This is a genomic window from Fluviicola sp., assembly GCF_039596395.1.
Taxonomy (GTDB): domain Bacteria; phylum Bacteroidota; class Bacteroidia; order Flavobacteriales_D; family Crocinitomicaceae; genus Fluviicola.
The window spans coordinates 1,611,403-1,628,859 of sequence record NZ_JBCNJT010000001.1 but is presented as its reverse complement, the minus strand read 5'-3'; the positions used below and the strand labels follow the sequence as shown (position 1 = coordinate 1,628,859).

Here is a 17,457-nt window from a genome sequence, read left to right as displayed (position 1 = left end):
GTTTATGATTGCTGCGATTATTTTTAGTGTATTGCTGATAGGCGGATTCGGATGGTTCGGTGTGAACATCTTAAAAATTCGCTCGAATATTTTACTGGGAAGGGATGTGAACCGGAAAGATAAACCGGGGGAACGTTGGGCAACAATGGCTTTGGTGGCTTTGGGACAGAAGAAAATGTTCAAAAGACCCATTCCTGCTATTTTGCACTTAGGGATCTATGTGGCTTTTGTGATTACACAAGTAGAACTGATCGAGATTATCTACGACGGAATAACCGGTTCTCACCGCGCTTTCATGGCTTCTCTGGGAGGATTCTACACCCTGGTGATTTCCATTATCGAAGTGCTTTCGGTAGCTGCTTTGATCGCTACGATTGCCTTTCTTTCACGAAGAAATATCTTAAAATTGCCTCGTTTCCAAAAGCCGGAAATGAAAGGTTTCCCCACTTTTGATGCGAACCTGATCCTGTGTATGGAGCTTATTCTGGTGTTCTGTATTTTCACCATGAACGGAGCCGACGAAGCTTTGTACCTGAGAGGAGCATCGCACGCATCACATGAAGCAGGTTCTTTTGGCTTTGCGATTTCTTCCTGGGTTGGTCCGCATATTTTTGGCGGAATGAGCACGGAAACATTGCTTGTTTTGGAGCGCATCGGCTGGTGGGGACACTGGTTCATGGTATTGGCATTCCTGAATTATTTGCCATATTCCAAGCACTTCCACATTTTATTGGCATTCCCGAACACGTACTACTCCAACCTGGAGAAAAAAGGGAAGTTTACCAATATGGAAGCCGTTACCAACGAGGTGAAATTAATGCTTGATCCGACAGCAGATCCCTTTGCAGCCCCGGCCCCTGATGGCGGAGCTCCTCAACGTTTCGGTGCAAAGGATATCAATGATCTGACCTGGAAGAACCTGATGGATTCCTATACTTGTACGGAATGCGGCCGCTGTACGGCTTCCTGTCCGGCAAATATTACCGGGAAAAAACTTTCTCCGCGTAAGATCATGATGGACACACGCGACCGTATGGTGGAATATGCCGACGGAAAACGCAAGAACGGCAAAGATTACGAAGATGGAAAATCCTTGTTGTTTGATTACATCACAGAAGAGGAAATTTGGGCATGTACTTCCTGCAACGCCTGCGTGGAAGCTTGTCCGGTAAATATTGACCCGCTTGCTATTATCGTTGATTTGAGAAGGTATCTGGTGATGGAAGAATCGAAAATGCCGACTGAGTTAACGGGGATGTTGACAAACATTGAGAACAACGGGGCTCCATGGCAGTTTTCTCCGTCAGACAGAGGAAATTGGATTCACGAAGATTAATCAAAAGTAAAAAAGGCAAAAGTTATAAAGTTAAAAAGTGAAATGTTACAGTTATGAGAAATCATAGTTTGAACGCTTTGAACATTTCAACCTTTTGAACATATTTTAGAAAAGATTATGAGCACGATACACGTACCGACAATGGCCGAAATGATGGCGCAGGGACAAACCCCGGATATCCTGTTTTGGGTTGGTTGTTCGGGTAGTTTTGATGACAGGGCTAAAAAGATCACCAAAGCACTGGTTCGTATTTTGAACGAGTGTAAAGTGAATTTTGCCGTATTGGGTGCAGAAGAATCATGTACCGGAGATCCGGCAAAACGTGCAGGGAATGAGTTTACATTCCAGATGCAGGCCATGATGAATATCCAGGTATTGGATGGGTATGAAGTCAAAAAAATTGTGACAGCTTGTCCGCATTGCTTCAATACCTTGAAGAACGAATACCCGGAATTGGGCGGAAAATACGAAGTCATTCACCACACGCAACTGATCCAGGAATTGATTAATTCCGGAAAATTATCGCTGAAAGACGGCGGTGTTTTCAAAGGAAAGAAAATCACATTCCACGATCCTTGTTATTTGGGAAGAGCAAACGATGTATACGAAGCACCGCGTGTTCTGATTGAGAAACTGGATGCGGAACTGGTAGAGATGAAACGCTGCAAAACAAACGGATTGTGTTGTGGTGCAGGTGGTGCTCAAATGTTCAAGGAAGCTGAAAAAGGAAACAAGGAAGTAAACGTAGAACGTACGGAAGATGCTCTGGAAACCCATGCTTCTATCATTGCAACCGGTTGTCCTTTCTGTAATACCATGATGACCGATGGAGTGAAAAACTTCAACAAAGAACACGAGATCCAGGTATTGGATGTGGCGGAATTGATTGCAAACGCAGCTGAATTATGATTCCTTTTGACCAACTTCCGGATGATGCCCGTTTGTGGAGCTATCAGTCCGATCGCAAATTAACAGCGACGGAAAAAGCATGGATTGAAGAAGTCCTTCCTCCATTCCTGGCTGAGTGGGCTGCGCATGGTGCAAAGCTGAATGCTTACGGAGCGGTTTTGGGGGATTACCATTTAATTCTTGTCGTGAATGAAGACCAGGCAAATGCCTCCGGTTGTTCCATTGACAGTTCGGTTCGTTTTATCAAACACCTGGAAAAGGAATTGGGAATTTCATTCTTCAATCGCCTAAAAATGTTGGTGGACAACGGTCGGGAAGAATTTTTTACTTCCTATGCCGAATTAGACAAATTGGATGCCGATGTACAGGTTTACAACAACATGGTGATGTCGGTAGGCGAGTGGAAAAAATCCTGGAAGGTTCCTGTTTCGAGTTTGGTGAATCACTAGGGATTTTATTAAATGATTGATAATCATTGATTTTGAGCTTAACGCTTCATGCTTAACTTAAACCCGGTTGCCATTTGGCAAACTGGCAAATTTGAAAATTTGAAAATTTGCGTGGTTTATTGAACGGTGAGGCGTGGAATATTCGATACGTCTAAATCTCTGCAATTACTTCGTAGTTTCTTTCGCTCTTTTCTCAGCAGCTTCCCGGGCTTCTTTTTTCTTACTCACATTTAAACGGACCCCGCCAACCAGTTTCAGGAAGTAATACGTTTGCTTGTACCTGAAATCATTGAAAGAAATCGATTTGTTGTCGAAATCACTCACAAACATGATGAAATACTTCGGTTTGTTGATTCCGCCGATGATTTTAATATCCACACGCGGCGCTAGTCCGAGAAAACTCCGGGTGGTTTCATCAAACGTATAGATCTTGGATTGCAATACCAATCCCACACCGCCCATTATTCCGAATTGGAACATACGCCATCTGCGCACATAAGCATATCCGGGAACAACACCCACATCAAAAGCGGCAATGACACTGGAAGATGTTTTGCTTTCGGTAGAATCCTGCAATTCAACCGGTAAAATCGGCTGGGCGGAGGAAATTCCGTGATAGTTCGTGGTGTACTTCAAATAAAACGTCCGCACATCGCGGTGATAGGAAGCGGTTTTTCCCCTGAAAGCCGACATTTTGAAATCATTCTTAAAGAACTGCCAGGCATTGATCGAAACACTGGAGGCGTTGATATCTTCACGTATCAGGTTCGGCTCGTCTTTTCCGATCGTATCATTCCAGCGATCGGCATTCTTTAAAGCATATCCCTGGTACAAATGCCAGTCAACGTCAAAATACATGTTCTTGAAACTGAAGTCGAAACCCAAATCGTAATACTTGGTCTTCCCGAATTTATTCTTCGAACGGACAGAATTCGGAAGCGTGATCCCGAAACGCAATGACATCCATTTGTAGGAAAAACCAAATCCCAGAACGGGGTTGAAGTTATTCCGGAATTTAACGTGTTTGATTCCATGCGGAAAAGGATAGGAAATGGACATCGGGGCGGTGCTCCATCCAAAATCCGAGTACAGAACAAGCCTGTTTTTATATTTCTGATAAGGCAATAAGCTGTCAACTTCCTGGCTTTGAGCGCTCAGGGCAAAGACACTTAAAAACGATATGAGAAATAAGATTTTATTCATTTATTCCTTGTATAGCACATATAAACGCAAATTCTTTGGCCACTTCCAGTCGTTCGGTAGATCTTCCCGAACCTCCGCCATGCCCGGCACTCATGGTACAATCAAACAGGATCGGATCAGTTCCGGTGTTGTGTTTTCTCAGTTTTGCCACCCATTTCAGCGGTTCCCAATACTGAACCTGTGAGTCGTGATAACCTGTTGTTATCAGCATTGCCGGGTAATCCATTTTCCGCACGTGGTCGTAAGGAGAATAACTCAGCATATACCAATAAGCATCTTCTTCATTCGGATTACCCCATTCTTCGTATTCACCTACAGTCAAAGGAATACTCTCATCAAGCATGGTCGACATCACGTCCACAAAAGGAACTTGCGCAATCACTCCTTTAAAAAGATAAGGAGCCATATTCGTTACAGCACCCATCAATAAACCACCGGCACTTCCGCCTTGTGCATAGATGGAATTCGGATCGCAATACCCTTTCAGAGCCATCCATTCGGCGGCATTGATGAAATCCGTGAAGGTATTTCGCTTGTGGTTCAACTTCCCGGTTTGGTACCAGTTTTCACCCAGGAACTTTCCTCCGCGGATGTGAGCAATTGCATACACAAAACCTCTGTCGAGCAAACTCAACCGGGTGGCCGAAAATGCTGCGGGAATCGTTACCCCGTAACTTCCGTAACCGTAAAGCAGGAGCGGAGCTTTCTTCAGATCAATCCCTTTTTTATAGACAACAGAGATCGGGATTTTCTGGCCGTCGTTGGCTGTAGCCCAAATTCTTGCGGAAACATAGTTTTCAGGACTGAAAGTTTTGTCGATCAGGGTTTTCTGGAAGAAAAGTTCGGATTTCTTGCTTTCCACGTCGTATTTGTAGATCGAACCCGGAGTTGTTAAGGAAGTATAGTGGTAGTTCACCACTTTGGATTCGTAGTTTTCGTTGAAGCTGAAATTCAATTCGTAGACTTCTTCCGGCATAGAGATCACAGAGAAACCGGTTGCTCTCAAACTTCCCACGGAAATTTCTGTTCTTCCCATTTTGCGCGACTGAACCGTGAGGAAATTTTTGTAAACTTCTACTTCCTCGATGTAAACGTCGTTTTTGTGTGCAATCAATACTTCACAGCTTTCTATGGAAGCGGGAATGGTTTTGGAAAAAACGAGCTTCCTGTTCGGACTGTTCTGATTGGTCACGATGTAAAAACCATTTTCATGGTGATTGATCTCGTATAAATGATCTTTTTCCCGTTTCAGGAAACAACTTGCTTTTTGAGCAGGATTATCCGAATCAATCATCCAGGTTTCGGAACTGGTGCTGCTTACCACATGGATCAGGATGAATTTTTTATCCAGGGTTTTGGTAATGTAAACGTAAAAACGTTCGTCTTTCTCTTCGAAAACCAATTCGTCTTTCGAACTGCTGGTTCCCAAAACGTGTTTGTAAACCTGGAATTCACGCAGCGTAGTCGGATCTTTCTTCACGTAGAAGATGGTCTTGTTGTCGTTTGCCCACAAAACACTTCCGTCTGTTCCCGGAATTTGTTCCTTCAGGATTTTCCCGCTTTTATTCTCCCGGAACGAAATGGCGTAATTGCGGCGCCCGATTTTATCCTGTGAAAAAGCCACCAATTCATTGTTCGGAGAAATGGAGAAATCTCCCAGGGAATAATAGTCATTTCCTTTCGCCAGTGCGTTTTCATCGAAATAAATGCTTTCCTTTTTCCCTTCGATCAAAATAAGCTGCCTGTAATCTTCATCCTTGATTTGACGCCATTGAAAGGTTTTTCCCTGGATCTCAAACGGAGCGCTTGTTTCTTCGGGGTTGATGCGGTTATCAAATTCGTGCAGAAAGGTATTTACCAGGTTTTGCTTTTGATCAAAGAAAGCTTTCGAATAAGCGTTTTCCTCAGTAATATAATCCAGTACCGGTTTCGAATCGCGCTCATTCATCCAAAAATACGGATCAATACGAACATGATTGTGCTTAACCAATTCTTTGGGAATTTCTTTTGCAACCGGGGGAAGTAACTGAGTTTGTGAATTCACGATAAATGGAGTAAATGAGAACAATGAGAGTAATCGGAAAAAATTCTTCATACTACAAATTTAAGAGAACTCTTTTTAGAATGGTGGGTCGGTTGCGCGAGTTTATTAACTTTGTTTTATGAAAAAAGCATATAAATTTCTTCTGAATAAATTACCAAGGCCGCTTTTAATCCGTTTAAGCTACGTTTTTAAACTCTTCGCACCTTTAATTTATAAGGGAAATAAGGTGGAATGTCCAGTATGTGATCGAAAATTCAGAAAGTTTCTGTCCTACGGGTCGAATGTGTCACATCGCGAAAATGTCCTTTGTCCGTATGACCTGACATTGGAAAGACACCGCCTGATGTGGCTTTATTTAAAGAGAGAGAGCAACTTTTTTACAGCCGATAACTTAAAAGTACTTCACATTGCACCGGAACAATGTTTTCATAAGAAATTCAAAACACAGAAAAACCTGGATTATTTAACCGGCGACCTGGTTTCACCGATTGCGGATATGCATTTTGATTTGCACCAAATTCCTTTGGAAGACAATCGTTTTGACGTAGTTTTTTGCAATCACGTGATGGAACACGTAGACGATGCATTAAAGTGTATGAAAGAATTATACCGCGTAATGGCACCCGGAGCATGGGGAATTATGCAGGTTCCGCAGGACATCACACGTGCTGAAACTTACGAAGACTGGACAATTACTTCTCCGGAAGAACGTGAAAAGCATTTCTGGCAGAAAGACCATGTGCGTTTATTTGGAATGGATTATCCGCAATGGTTGGAGAAAGCAGGTTTTGAAGTGGAGATCGCTTTTGCAAATAATCCCATTTCGGCTGAAGAGATTGAGCGTTTTCGATTGATGAAAGACGAAATACTTTACATCGTCAGAAAAAAATAGCCGGGTTTTCTCTTTTTCATAGTAACTTAGAAGCTAAGGTGTTATGAAATTCAATAAGAACTTCTTTTTTTCAGGGCTTCTGGTAGTATCTCTCGGTTGGAAATGTTCCGGTCCGGCGGAAAAACCGATTGTATCCCGAATACCTTTTCCGGAAGAAAATCCCGTTACGGCTGAGAAAATTGCCTTCGGAAAAAGACTGTTCTTCGATAAACGGTTGTCTAAGAATAACGAAATGTCGTGCTCAACATGCCACCGGCCTGAAAAAGCGTTTACGGATGGTTTGTCTAAAAGTCGTGGCACAAACGGGTCGCTTGCCATGCGGAATGCATCGAGTTTGTTCAATGTGGCTTATTCCAAAAGTTACATGTACGACGGCGAAGTAAAAACACTGGAGCAGCAAGCACTTGTTCCGATCCAGGATCACCTGGAAATGGGCAGTTCGATGAAAGAAGTGATCCGAAAACTTTCAAAAGACCCGCAATACAACCAATTGGCAAAGCAGATTTTCAAGCGGAAACTGGATGCGTATGTCATAACGCGGGCACTGAGTACTTACGAACGAACACTGATCAGCCGGAACAGCCGATTTGACCGGTACAGAAAAGGGGAGAAGCACGCCTTGAATGCGAATGAAACCGCAGGATGGAAATTGTTCTCTGAAAAACTGTATTGCATCCAATGCCATTCCGGCCCGGATTTCACCAATTATAAAGTGCTTTGTAACGGACTTTATACCGATTACGGAACGGACCAGGGAAGATACCGCATCAACGGTTTGGAAGAAGAAAAGGGAGCGTTTAAAGTTCCGGGCCTTCGGAATGTGTCTTTGACAGCTCCTTACATGCATGATGGCAGTATTCCTACGCTTAGAGAAGTCATTGTGCATTATTCCAGAGGAGGAGTTGCTCATCCGAACAAATCCGCCCTTGTCAAACCTTTTCATTTGACTGATTTGGAAATCAATCAGTTGGAATCTTTTTTAAAGACATTAATTGACACATCAGCAGTGAAATAAAGTATAATTCTACTTAATTGATAGAACTAATTGTATTATTCGTCGAAAAACTGTTAAAAATACGGTCGTATTTTTCGGATTCCATAATAAAATGAAAAATATCCCGTTATATTAGTTATACCCAATGTAGAAATTATGCAAACCCAAAATCCAAATATACCATGGCAATTAATGTCTATTTCCACCAGTCACCGGAACTTCTCCAGGAGGAGCAAGTATGGGTGATGCAGGCAAAGGAGGATCCGGCAAGATTCGAACCTTTGTACCGCAAGTATTATGATGCGATACTTCGCTATTTGAAACAACGCATGGAAGACCCGGAGCAAGCCCACGATGTCGCTTCGCAGGTCTTTATCAAGGCGATTAAAAATTTATCGAAGTATGAAGACCGAGGAGTACCTTTCGGTTCCTGGCTTTACAGAATAGCCAAAAGCGAATTGTACCAATCCTATCGAGAAATGCAATCTAACAGAACCGTTTCTATGGAACATGTTCAGATTCCAATTTTCGACACATTATTTTTTGATAATCAAGAATTTGAGCACAATCAATCATTGCTTTTATCGGCAATGCAAAAATTAAAAGAAGAACAATTGAAGTTGATTGAAATGCGCTTTTTTGAACAATTAAGTTTCAAAGAAATCGGCGAATCAATCGGTATCACGGAAAACAATGCGAAAGTGAAAACTTTCCGTGCATTGGAGAAGTTAAGAGAACACTTCTTAGGCAGATACGCAGCTTAAAAGAAACGGCCCCGGCATTCATCGCCGGGGTTTTTTATTGTTTCTTTTTGACTTTCAGATGATACTCCAAAAAAAGCAGTGCTTTTTTTGGATACTTTTTTTAAAAGTATTAACTTATTGTCATGAAAGCCATGAATTCACTGAATGTCAGAATCCGGTATGTGATTCTTTCCGTTTTTGGAATGGTTTCTGCCATTTCCAATGCGCAATTATTAAATTCCCAGCGTAACTGGGCAATGAATAAACACGAACTTTCCCTGGGGTTGGGAGCAACGGGTTTCCTCGGAGACCTGGGAGGTGCGGATCAGATTGTCAGCGATTACAGTTTGAAACACATCGATTTGAACTCCACGCACTTCGGAGGTTCTTTCTCTTACAGGTACCGTTTCCATCCTTTCTTTGCAACGTCTACCATGGTGAATGCAGGAATGCTGAGAGGAAGTGATGCATATACGGAAGAAGCGGCAAGAAATATGCGGAACCTGAGTTTTCGTTCGTTTTTCGTGATGCTCAGCCAGCGGATTGAGTTCATTATATTATCGAGTGAAAGACTTGGATACAGAAAAAGATCCGGAAGATTTGCGGATCGCAACGGCCAATTGTATCTGATAGGAGGAATAGGGGCCATGTATTTCAATCCGAAAGCGCCTTACCAGGGAGGCTGGACCTCTTTACACGATAAACATACGGAAGGGCAGGGACTTTCAGGCGGCCCGGCGGAATACAAACGCATTACGGCTTCCATTCCAATGGGAATCGGGTTCAGAGTGGGAATCAGCCGCTTGTGGAGAATAGGTATGGAAGCTACATACGTAAAGACTTTTTCCGATTACATTGATGATGTAAGTGGTTCATACTACGATCCGGCAATGATCGGGGCAGTGTACGGGCCGAACGCCGCTTATTTGTCCAATCCGTCCCAAACCCCGGAGGCTTATAATCCTGGAAGTCAACGCGGAGGAAAGCAAAAAGACGCATTCTTTTATGTGAACGTGGTGCTGACACGGAATATTACTTATAAATCCAGAATAACCAAGTTTTAAACAACTGATCAAACGGTTTACATCCTAAAAGTCTAGTTCGAAAGCGGGCATGTTAACGAATTATTAATTAGACAGATATATGGCTGTGAAGTGATCGATTTTTACTCGTTTTCGTATTTTTTGACTTGTATTTTTTTTTGGATTTGTGAAAATTCATTCAACAAAACCCATTGCTTATTCATCAACACTCTCATTTTAAAAAAAAGCAACAGAATTTTTAGGTGGCTGTTATTTAAAAACCTTAATTTAGCATCGTGGATTCTACTACAACATAAATTTTTAGAATGAGATACATAACTCTAACTATTTTATCTATAGTTTCAACAATTTCTCTTGCGCAGAATTCCAATTTCAATACACAACGAAATTGGGCCATGAACAAGAAAGAAATTTCTATCGGTCTTGGCGCAACCAGTTTCTTAGGAGACCTGGGAGGCGCGAATCAAATTGGTACGGATTACAGTTTGAAAGATATCGATTTTAATTCAACGCACGTCGGAGGTTCCTTATCATTCAGATATCGCTTTCATCCTTATTACGCAACGTCAACCATGGTTAACCTGGGGATGCTGCGCGGTAATGATGCATTGACCGCTGAACCGGTTCGAAACATGAGAAATCTGTCTTTCCGTTCGTTCTTCGTGATGCTGAGCCAGCGATTTGAGATCATTGTCCTGGCAAATGAAAAAATCGGTCGCCGTTACAACATTCCGGGATTAAAAGGTTTTACGGATCACAATGAGCAATTGTATTTTATCGCCGGTATCGGAGCGATGTACTACAACCCGAAATCTTTGTACCAGGGAAGCTGGGTAACTTTACACGATAAACATACAGAAGGTCAGGGACTTCCTGGCGGACCGGAAGAATACAAACGAATTACAGCAACGGTTCCATTGGGAATCGGATTCAGAATGGGAATCAACCGTATGTGGAGAATTGGTTTGGAAGCATGTTATGTAAAAACATTCTCGGATTATATTGATGATGTTCATGGTGTATACTACGATCCGGCTATTATCGGAGCAAGTTACGGACCACAGGCAGCTTACTTGTCAAATCCTTCCAACAACCCTTCGGCATTTGAACCGGGCAGTCAGAGAGGTGACAAGCAAAAAGATGCATTCCTTTATGTAAATATCATGGTCACACGAAATATTACGTACAAGTCTTCATCCAGAAGCGGACCGATGAAATTTGGAAAACGTCATTACAGAGCGAAGTTCTAAATCGATTTTTAAAATTCTTTTAACAAAACGGGTTTGTCTATTGATAAGCTCGTTTTGTGTTTTTACCTTTGGTACAAATTGAAAAAATGTACCCTATACTTAGATGGTTTCTCTTTAAGTTTGACCCCGAAAAAGTTCATTATTTTACCTTCAGACTACTTGGCTTCTGGCTCAAAGTACCTTTCGTAAAACCCATCTGGAAATCTATTTATTGCATTAAAAATCCATTGCTCGAAACAACGGTTGCCGGAATTACCTTCCCGAATCCGGTTGGATTGGCGGCAGGATTTGACAAGAATGCGCTGAGAATAAATGAATTGGCAGCCTGTGGTTTTGGATTTGTGGAAATCGGAACGGTAACTCCTGTTGGTCAGGAAGGAAATCCGAAGCCCCGCTTGTTCCGCTTATTGGAAGATGAGGCGATTATTAACCGCATGGGATTCAACAATGACGGTGCCGAAGTGATCGTTGAACGCTTGAAGAAATTAAACCCGGAATGCATTATCGGTGGAAACATCGGGAAGAACAAAGTAACGCCGAATGAAGAGGCCACTTCCGACTATTTGAAGTGTTATCACGCCCTGGAACAGTACGTGGATTATTTTGTAGTCAACGTTTCTTCGCCCAATACACCAAACCTGCGGGAGTTGCAGGATAAAGAGCCTTTGACCCGGTTACTTCAGACTTTAATGGACGAGCGCGCCAATATTAAATCTTCAAAACCAATCTTTTTAAAGATCGCTCCGGACCTGACTGATTCCCAATTAGATGACATTGTTAACATTGTTAGCGAAACAAAAATTGCGGGAGTTATTGCTACAAACACAACCATTGAACGAGGAAATTTAGTAACTTCAAGCAGCATAATCGAATCTACTGGTGCAGGAGGAGTTTCCGGAAGGCCTTTAACAAAACGTGCAACTGAAGTAATCAGTTACTTGTTTCAAAAGTCCAATGGAGCATTCCCGATCATTGGTGTCGGGGGAATTTATTCTGCAGAAGACGCTATTGAGAAACTAACTGCCGGTGCCAGTTTGGTTCAGATTTATTCCGGATTTATTTACAAAGGACCTGCTTTGGTAAAGCGAATAAATAAAGCGGTTCTAAAAGAAAGAAAGAAAATTGCACATGGATAATCGCGTCTTCATTACTGAGTGTCCGAGAGATGCTATGCAGGGAATCAAAGATTGGATTGATACTGCAGATAAGATTAATTATTTGAACCATTTGTTGAAATGTGGTTTTGACACCCTGGATTTCGGAAGTTTCGTTTCTCCCAGGGCAATCCCTCAAATGCAGGACACGCCAAAGGTATTGGAAGGACTGGACGAGAGCGAAACCAAATTACTGGCCGTTATTCCGAATGAAAGAGGAGCCGAAGATGCCGCCAGATTTGAGCGGATCCATTTTTTAGCCTATCCTTTCAGTATTTCGGAAACATTCCAGCTGAGAAATACGAATGCTACGATCGAAGAATCTTTGAGAAGGGTAGAAGCAATCGCTAATATCTGTCACAAAGAAGACAAAGAACTGATGCTCTACCTTTCAATGGGTTTTGGAAATCCATATGGAGATGCATGGTCTCCGGATTTGATCGTCACATGGGCGGAACGATTGACGCAATTGTTTGAAGTTTCCCGTCTTTCTTTGGCAGACACCATCGGGGTGGCGACTCCTGAACTGGTAAAACAGGTATTTTCAACGGTTTCAACAGAGTATTCAAACATTCAAATCTCAGCGCATTTGCATACGTTGAAGGAAAATGCGGTTCAGTTAACACAAGCAGCTTATGAAGCCGGTTGCCGGTATTTTGAAGGAGCAGTGAGAGGTTACGGTGGTTGCCCGATGGCAAAAGATGAACTGACCGGAAACATGCCTACGGAAAGCATGCTTGACTGGTTCAAAGAGCAGGGAATTGATACCGGAATAGATCCCGTCAAGTTTTCGGAAGCATTTGTAACTTCTGCTAAAATCTTTCATTAATAAGTTAAAACTCCCCATGAGATTCAAATTGGTATACCTCCTTCCTGTTCTCTTTCTTGCATTTTCATGTGATGATGCAGCAGACGACGAAATTACAATCGAAAAAAGACACACAACCCCTAAGGAAAATACCGATAATACAATCAGCACGGATTTTAACGCCAATGCGTTTTCTTCGAAAGTAGAAGCAGATTTGCTGAAAGAGTTGCATTTGTGTGACCCGAAAGCCACCTCTGATGATGATCCGGAACACCCGACCTGCAGCCCGAAATACTTCCGGTTCTTTAAATTGAATAACGAAACTCCGCTGAAAGACGGTTTCAAATTGCTCATCAAGGCCGGAGTAAACGGTTTCCCGTTGAGAAGATTATTGATTTTCGAGCGTGAAGATGATGTGTTGGTGAAACTGAACGGATTTAACGGAAACCTGATTGAAGAACGCAAATCGGCTTCAGGATACAACGATCTGGTGATCCGTTTCCCGGATAATATCAACGGGAATATTACCTACTACAATTGCTTGTTCAGGTGGAAAGACGGTAAATACAATTATGTGAACTGTGAAGTGATCGATGAAGACGTTCCAAGAAGAGTAAAGGCTGAATTTATCGACTCGATGGGAGTGGAGATCAAGAAAATCCTGGACCGGAACGATATGATCTTTTAATTTAAAATTGAAAATGTACAATTGAAAGAGGGCGTCTGTTGAGACAGATCGATAAAAACAACTTTAAGGGTAAGAACAACTTCTCGATTGTCATTTTAAATTCAACTGATGAAACTAAAGCTTGTATTTCTGCTTCTGATCCTGAGCGCTTGTGGCGATACACACATCGAACCCATTGATCATTACATTCTGGTACATGATAATTCCTCGAAAGTCTGGCTGGTGGATAAGCAATTGGATGGCGATAAGGATTATACACCGCTTCAGATCGAATACAAGGAAATCATTGTTTTTCATGAATCCAGGAATGCATATTTCCATACGTTGAAAACCCTGGGAACAAAACCCGGAATTAAAAGATCTTACTGGCTTGATGAAGCGAAGAAGGAATTCGGGTTTGTCGGAACCAGGAAAAACCTGGTATTTGAAATCGTAAGCATGTCTCGCAGAAGGATTGTTCTTAAACCTAAAAATAATTCCTACAAATACACCATCGTGTTGATTCCATTTCCTGAATATTAGATTTGGGCGTTTGAGATGTCAATTTGAGTGAATAGTTACAGCTTGCGCATCAAGACATTCTTTCTATATTTGCCTGTAACTCAACCTTATGAAAAAAAGAGTATATTTTCAATTTTTATTCCTTGGTTTATTCCTGGTTTCCTGTGGTTCCAATGAACCTTGTAAAGATTGCGAACCTGAAAATAAACAAGATACTATTGTTAAAACCGACAATTTGGAAACGGCCCTGAAGGATACGATTACAGAGAAAAAATCAGTTGCGGTAGAAAACAAGGAGAATCACGAAAAAATCGTAAAGAAATACGGTGAACAGTGGGATTTCTGTACCTGTGTTGTTGCCAATGATTCAATCAATGATGCGTTTGAGAAGGGAAAAATGACCCCGCAACAGGAAGAAAAATTGATGGCCAGATGGGAATACGTGGATAATAAGTGCAAAGAATTACTCACAACTCCGAATACCACACCGGAAGAACGTGCAAAACACGACAGGAAGGTGATGAAATGCCTGAAGCAAAATGGGTTGAAGAAATAAGAAAAGGTATCGCTTTTGATTCTGGATCTGCGGTAGCAGATTATAATGAGAATTTTGAAGGCACGCGATTAATCGCGTGCCTTCTGTTTTTGGAGAATTTTTTTTAGATCTCTTATTGCAATTAAATTGCATTTAGTTTATTTTTGCTCCATGAGTAAATCAGCGGTACGGATTCTTTCTTCCATTTTGCTGATCGGTTTCCTGGGATTCCTGGTGCCGATAAACAACTGGCATGCTTTTGCTCATGACCACACGATTAAACAAACAAGCGATCATTCACACAAGCTGACCTTTAAGCAAGGCATTGAAAAATGTGGATTGTGTGATTTGCAGCTTCCGCTTCTTTTCCACGAAACAGGTAGTGTTGAAATCCGTTTGACGCTTTCCTTTGATTTCTTATTCAGTGATTATACACGTTGTGAATTACCGGTAAAAGACACCCATTTATCACTTCGCGGCCCGCCTGTGAATGAGTTAAGCTAAGAAAGAATCAGCTGTGATGCTGAAGCTTGTGGTTCCTTAACATCATTCAATTTGCATGAAAATATATTTATTGGGAGTATTTATTTACTGCTCCTTTTTGGCATATTCACAAAATTGTGCGTATACCTATTCGATAGCCGGTCAGGTGCGTGATATGCATACCGACCAGGTTATTCCGGATGCGCGGGTTTCTATCGCTACGCAAACCGTTCAGACGGATTCACTGGGTTTTTTCCGCTTTGACAACTTATGTCCTGGAAAACTGACCCTGCGCTGTGTTCCTCATTTTGGCTGTGAACCGGCAGATTCGGTTATATTCATTCCTTACAATGATTTCATCACATTTAAGGTGGAAACCCACCAGATGGAACTGGATGAATTATTGATCGAAGCTTACCGTTTTCCGAGAGAATCCCAGGAAAAAATGACCTTGAAAACCAATGATATTTCCCAAATTAAAGGAAATACCCTGGGGGAGCAACTGATCCGTTTTCCGGGAGTAACGAGCCTGAGTACCGGATCTTCGATTGTGAAGCCGGTTATCAACGGAATGCACAGTAACCGCCTGGTGGTTGTCAATAACGGAATTCGCCAGGAAGGGCAGCAGTGGGGAAGTGAACATGCTCCTGAAATCGATCCGAATCTTGCGGGAAACTTAACCGTAATCCAGGGAGCATCCGGTTTGCAGTACGGGACAGATGCAATAGGAGGAGTAATCCTTGTTTCACCGGATGAGCTGCGCTATCACAAAAATACTGCGGGCTGGGTAAAGCTGAATGGAAACAGCAATGGCCGGGGAGGCGGAATCTCCGGGTTGGTAGCCGGTTCGTTTACAAAATCCGGGAAATGGGCGTATCGTGTTCATGGAACAGGAAGGATTTCGGGCACTCAGAAAGCGCCTGATTACTGGATCAAAAACACGGCTTCCAATGAATACAGTTACAGTGCAGCGATCGGTTACCAGGGAGCAAAGTTTGAAATGGACGCATTTTATACGAAGTATTCCACCAACCTGGGAATTTTCACCGGATCTCATATCGGGAATTTGTCCGATCTAAAAGCGGCTTTCGAAGCTTCGGTTCCGAAAGATTCCGGGTATTTTACCTATCAGCTGGAAAACCCGAAGCAATTGGTGCAGCACGATTTGAGTAAAGTCCATCTGGCTTACAATTGGAACAAGAACATCCGGACAAGTCTCGTTTACGGATATCAATTCAATTTAAGACAGGAATACGATTTACACAAAGCTTACAATGACAGCATTGCCGCTTTGAATTTACCGGCGTTTGAATTGAATCTCTGGACAAATTCCCTGGACCTGAAAACAGAGATCAAACATTCTGCCCGGTTTAAAAGTGTTTTTGGCCTTTCGGGCCTGGAGCAAAGCAATGCGTATTCCGGCAGGTTTTTCATCCCGAACTTTAAGAAATTGCAGTTCGGAGGGTATTATTTGGGAACTTACGAAAATGAGTTCTGGCTCATTGACTTCGGCGCACGTTACGATTATTCGAAATTGCAGGTGTTTGTCTACGACGAAGATGTACTCACAAAACCGGTTAAAACTTTTCAAAACCCGAGTGCTTCTGCAGGAGTTTCACGGCTTTTGGGACATCACTGGATTGTGCGTTTAAACCTGGGAACAGCCTGGCGCCCACCTTCCATCAATGAATTGTACAGCAACGGATTGCATCACGGTGCTGCATCTATTGAAATTGGTGACGCGCAGCTGAAAAAGGAAACCGTCTACAATTCCCAGCTGGGAGTACAGTACAAATCACACATTGCAAAAGTCGATTTATCGGTATTTTACAACTATTTCGACGGCTACATCAATCTTCAACCGTCACTTCCGCCCATGCTGACAATTATCGGTGCCTTCCCGGTGTTTCATTACGTACAGTCGAATGTGCAGATTACCGGTTTAAACGGAAGGCTGGAAATTCCGATCGGGAAATACATTTCGTACCAGTTCCAGGGAAATTTATTACTGGGAACGGATTTGAGAACCGATCAGTATTTGTATGGGATGCCTTCAAACCGGATCACGCAGCGTTTGCGTTTTTCTACCGTAAGACCAGGAACAAGCATGAACTATTTTTTCGAAGTGGAATTACTGGATGTATTCAGGCAAAAACGGTACGTGGCAAATTCGGATTATGTGGCGCCGCCGAAAGGATATGATTTGCTGAGTGCACAAGCAGGGATTATCAAAAAGATGAATAACGGTGAGAGTTTCCAGGTTGTTTTGGGATGCTCGAACCTGACTAATTTAAGTTACCGGGATTACATGAACCGTTTCAGGTATTTCACGGATGAATTGGGAAGAAACTGGACCATTAAAGTATTGGTTCCATTTGCAATGAACAAAAAAACAAACAAGCAATCAGCCAAGGCTGAATAGTAA

Annotated in this window: 17 protein-coding genes; 15 read left to right on the top strand and 2 right to left on the bottom strand. The window is 42.3% G+C overall.

The genetic code is table 11. The features are described 5' to 3' along the window. The first annotated feature begins 4 nt into the window (after nucleotides 1-4). The 3 genes from ABDW02_RS07215 to ABDW02_RS07205 all read left to right on the top strand — a co-directional run bounded on the left by ABDW02_RS07215 (nucleotide 5) and on the right by ABDW02_RS07205 (nucleotide 2,694). On the top strand, nucleotides 5-1,336 hold the full coding sequence (locus ABDW02_RS07215) for a (Fe-S)-binding protein (protein ID WP_343633587.1): 1,332 nt from the start codon (nucleotides 5-7) through the stop codon (nucleotides 1,334-1,336). Between the two features lie 114 nt (nucleotides 1,337-1,450). Then, on the top strand, nucleotides 1,451-2,245 hold the full coding sequence (locus ABDW02_RS07210; RefSeq protein WP_343634252.1) for a (Fe-S)-binding protein: 795 nt from the start codon (nucleotides 1,451-1,453) through the stop codon (nucleotides 2,243-2,245). Next, nucleotides 2,242-2,694 carry a hypothetical protein gene (locus ABDW02_RS07205; RefSeq protein ID WP_343633585.1) on the top strand — a complete coding sequence of 151 codons (453 nt, stop codon included), beginning with the start codon at nucleotides 2,242-2,244 and terminating at the stop codon, nucleotides 2,692-2,694. Before ABDW02_RS07210 ends, ABDW02_RS07205 begins: the two co-directional genes overlap by 4 nt. A gap of 165 nt (nucleotides 2,695-2,859) precedes the next feature. Here ABDW02_RS07205 and ABDW02_RS07200 read toward each other — a convergent pair whose 3' ends face one another. After that, nucleotides 2,860-3,897, bottom strand: a complete 1,038-nt coding sequence (locus tag ABDW02_RS07200; protein ID WP_343633583.1) for a DUF4421 family protein — start codon at nucleotides 3,895-3,897, stop codon at nucleotides 2,860-2,862. Then, on the bottom strand, nucleotides 3,890-5,992 hold the full coding sequence (locus tag ABDW02_RS07195; protein WP_343633581.1) for a S9 family peptidase: 2,103 nt from the start codon (nucleotides 5,990-5,992) through the stop codon (nucleotides 3,890-3,892). The genes ABDW02_RS07200 and ABDW02_RS07195 overlap by 8 nt, the downstream gene beginning before the upstream one ends. Nucleotides 5,993-6,059: 67 nt before the next feature. On the opposite strand from ABDW02_RS07195, the gene ABDW02_RS07190 reads away from it, so the two are divergent. The 12 genes from ABDW02_RS07190 to ABDW02_RS07135 all read left to right on the top strand — a co-directional run bounded on the left by ABDW02_RS07190 (nucleotide 6,060) and on the right by ABDW02_RS07135 (nucleotide 17,454). Beyond that, nucleotides 6,060-6,833, top strand: a complete 774-nt coding sequence (locus ABDW02_RS07190) for a methyltransferase domain-containing protein (protein ID WP_343633579.1) — start codon at nucleotides 6,060-6,062, stop codon at nucleotides 6,831-6,833. 43 nt (nucleotides 6,834-6,876) lie between these two features. Beyond that, the gene (locus ABDW02_RS07185; protein WP_343633576.1) at nucleotides 6,877-7,848 is read left to right on the top strand and encodes a cytochrome c peroxidase; all 972 of its coding nucleotides are present in this window, start codon (nucleotides 6,877-6,879) and stop codon (nucleotides 7,846-7,848) included. Nucleotides 7,849-8,009: 161 nt separating this feature from the next. Further along, entirely contained in the window at nucleotides 8,010-8,591 is a 582-nt protein-coding gene (locus ABDW02_RS07180; RefSeq protein WP_343633574.1) for a sigma-70 family RNA polymerase sigma factor, read from the top strand. A gap of 122 nt (nucleotides 8,592-8,713) precedes the next feature. After that, complete coding sequence (locus ABDW02_RS07175) at nucleotides 8,714-9,634, top strand: hypothetical protein (protein WP_343633573.1); 921 nt, start codon at nucleotides 8,714-8,716, stop codon at nucleotides 9,632-9,634. Between the two features lie 374 nt (nucleotides 9,635-10,008). Then, nucleotides 10,009-10,863, top strand: coding sequence for a hypothetical protein (locus ABDW02_RS07170; RefSeq protein ID WP_343633571.1), 855 nt, complete (start codon nucleotides 10,009-10,011; stop codon nucleotides 10,861-10,863). An 86-nt stretch (nucleotides 10,864-10,949) separates the two neighbouring features. Continuing rightward, the gene (locus ABDW02_RS07165; protein ID WP_343633569.1) at nucleotides 10,950-11,999 is read left to right on the top strand and encodes a quinone-dependent dihydroorotate dehydrogenase; all 1,050 of its coding nucleotides are present in this window, start codon (nucleotides 10,950-10,952) and stop codon (nucleotides 11,997-11,999) included. Further along, entirely contained in the window at nucleotides 11,992-12,846 is an 855-nt protein-coding gene (locus ABDW02_RS07160; protein WP_343633567.1) for a hydroxymethylglutaryl-CoA lyase, read from the top strand. Before ABDW02_RS07165 ends, ABDW02_RS07160 begins: the two co-directional genes overlap by 8 nt. A gap of 16 nt (nucleotides 12,847-12,862) precedes the next feature. Then, on the top strand, nucleotides 12,863-13,513 hold the full coding sequence (locus ABDW02_RS07155) for a hypothetical protein (protein ID WP_343633565.1): 651 nt from the start codon (nucleotides 12,863-12,865) through the stop codon (nucleotides 13,511-13,513). Between the two features lie 108 nt (nucleotides 13,514-13,621). Further along, entirely contained in the window at nucleotides 13,622-14,035 is a 414-nt protein-coding gene (locus ABDW02_RS07150; RefSeq protein ID WP_343633563.1) for a hypothetical protein, read from the top strand. Between the two features lie 88 nt (nucleotides 14,036-14,123). After that, nucleotides 14,124-14,570 (top strand): hypothetical protein, encoded by a 447-nt coding sequence (locus ABDW02_RS07145; RefSeq protein WP_343633561.1) that lies wholly within the window; start codon nucleotides 14,124-14,126, stop codon nucleotides 14,568-14,570. 150 nt (nucleotides 14,571-14,720) lie between these two features. Then, on the top strand, nucleotides 14,721-15,053 hold the full coding sequence (locus tag ABDW02_RS07140) for a hypothetical protein (protein ID WP_343633559.1): 333 nt from the start codon (nucleotides 14,721-14,723) through the stop codon (nucleotides 15,051-15,053). Between the two features lie 55 nt (nucleotides 15,054-15,108). Next, a complete protein-coding gene (locus ABDW02_RS07135; protein WP_343633557.1) occupies nucleotides 15,109-17,454 on the top strand; it encodes a TonB-dependent receptor in 2,346 nt (781 codons plus the stop codon). Nucleotides 17,455-17,457: the final 3 nt, after the last annotated feature.

Excerpts from the sequence above, each read along its gene's own strand:
- ABDW02_RS07215 (WP_343633587.1), top strand. The coding sequence starts at position 5 with ATGATTGCTGCGATTATTTTTAGTGTATTGCTGATAGGCGGATTCGGA.
- ABDW02_RS07205 (WP_343633585.1), top strand. The coding sequence starts at position 2,242 with ATGATTCCTTTTGACCAACTTCCGGATGATGCCCGTTTGTGGAGCTAT.
- ABDW02_RS07200 (WP_343633583.1), bottom strand. The coding sequence starts at position 3,897 with ATGAATAAAATCTTATTTCTCATATCGTTTTTAAGTGTCTTTGCCCTG.
- ABDW02_RS07195 (WP_343633581.1), bottom strand. The coding sequence starts at position 5,992 with ATGAAGAATTTTTTCCGATTACTCTCATTGTTCTCATTTACTCCATTT.
- ABDW02_RS07190 (WP_343633579.1), top strand. The coding sequence starts at position 6,060 with ATGAAAAAAGCATATAAATTTCTTCTGAATAAATTACCAAGGCCGCTT.
- ABDW02_RS07185 (WP_343633576.1), top strand. The coding sequence starts at position 6,877 with ATGAAATTCAATAAGAACTTCTTTTTTTCAGGGCTTCTGGTAGTATCT.
- ABDW02_RS07180 (WP_343633574.1), top strand. The coding sequence starts at position 8,010 with ATGGCAATTAATGTCTATTTCCACCAGTCACCGGAACTTCTCCAGGAG.
- ABDW02_RS07175 (WP_343633573.1), top strand. The coding sequence starts at position 8,714 with ATGAAAGCCATGAATTCACTGAATGTCAGAATCCGGTATGTGATTCTT.
- ABDW02_RS07170 (WP_343633571.1), top strand. The coding sequence starts at position 10,009 with ATGAACAAGAAAGAAATTTCTATCGGTCTTGGCGCAACCAGTTTCTTA.
- ABDW02_RS07165 (WP_343633569.1), top strand. The coding sequence starts at position 10,950 with ATGTACCCTATACTTAGATGGTTTCTCTTTAAGTTTGACCCCGAAAAA.
- ABDW02_RS07160 (WP_343633567.1), top strand. The coding sequence starts at position 11,992 with ATGGATAATCGCGTCTTCATTACTGAGTGTCCGAGAGATGCTATGCAG.
- ABDW02_RS07155 (WP_343633565.1), top strand. The coding sequence starts at position 12,863 with ATGAGATTCAAATTGGTATACCTCCTTCCTGTTCTCTTTCTTGCATTT.
- ABDW02_RS07150 (WP_343633563.1), top strand. The coding sequence starts at position 13,622 with ATGAAACTAAAGCTTGTATTTCTGCTTCTGATCCTGAGCGCTTGTGGC.
- ABDW02_RS07145 (WP_343633561.1), top strand. The coding sequence starts at position 14,124 with ATGAAAAAAAGAGTATATTTTCAATTTTTATTCCTTGGTTTATTCCTG.
- ABDW02_RS07140 (WP_343633559.1), top strand. The coding sequence starts at position 14,721 with ATGAGTAAATCAGCGGTACGGATTCTTTCTTCCATTTTGCTGATCGGT.
- ABDW02_RS07135 (WP_343633557.1), top strand. The coding sequence starts at position 15,109 with ATGAAAATATATTTATTGGGAGTATTTATTTACTGCTCCTTTTTGGCA.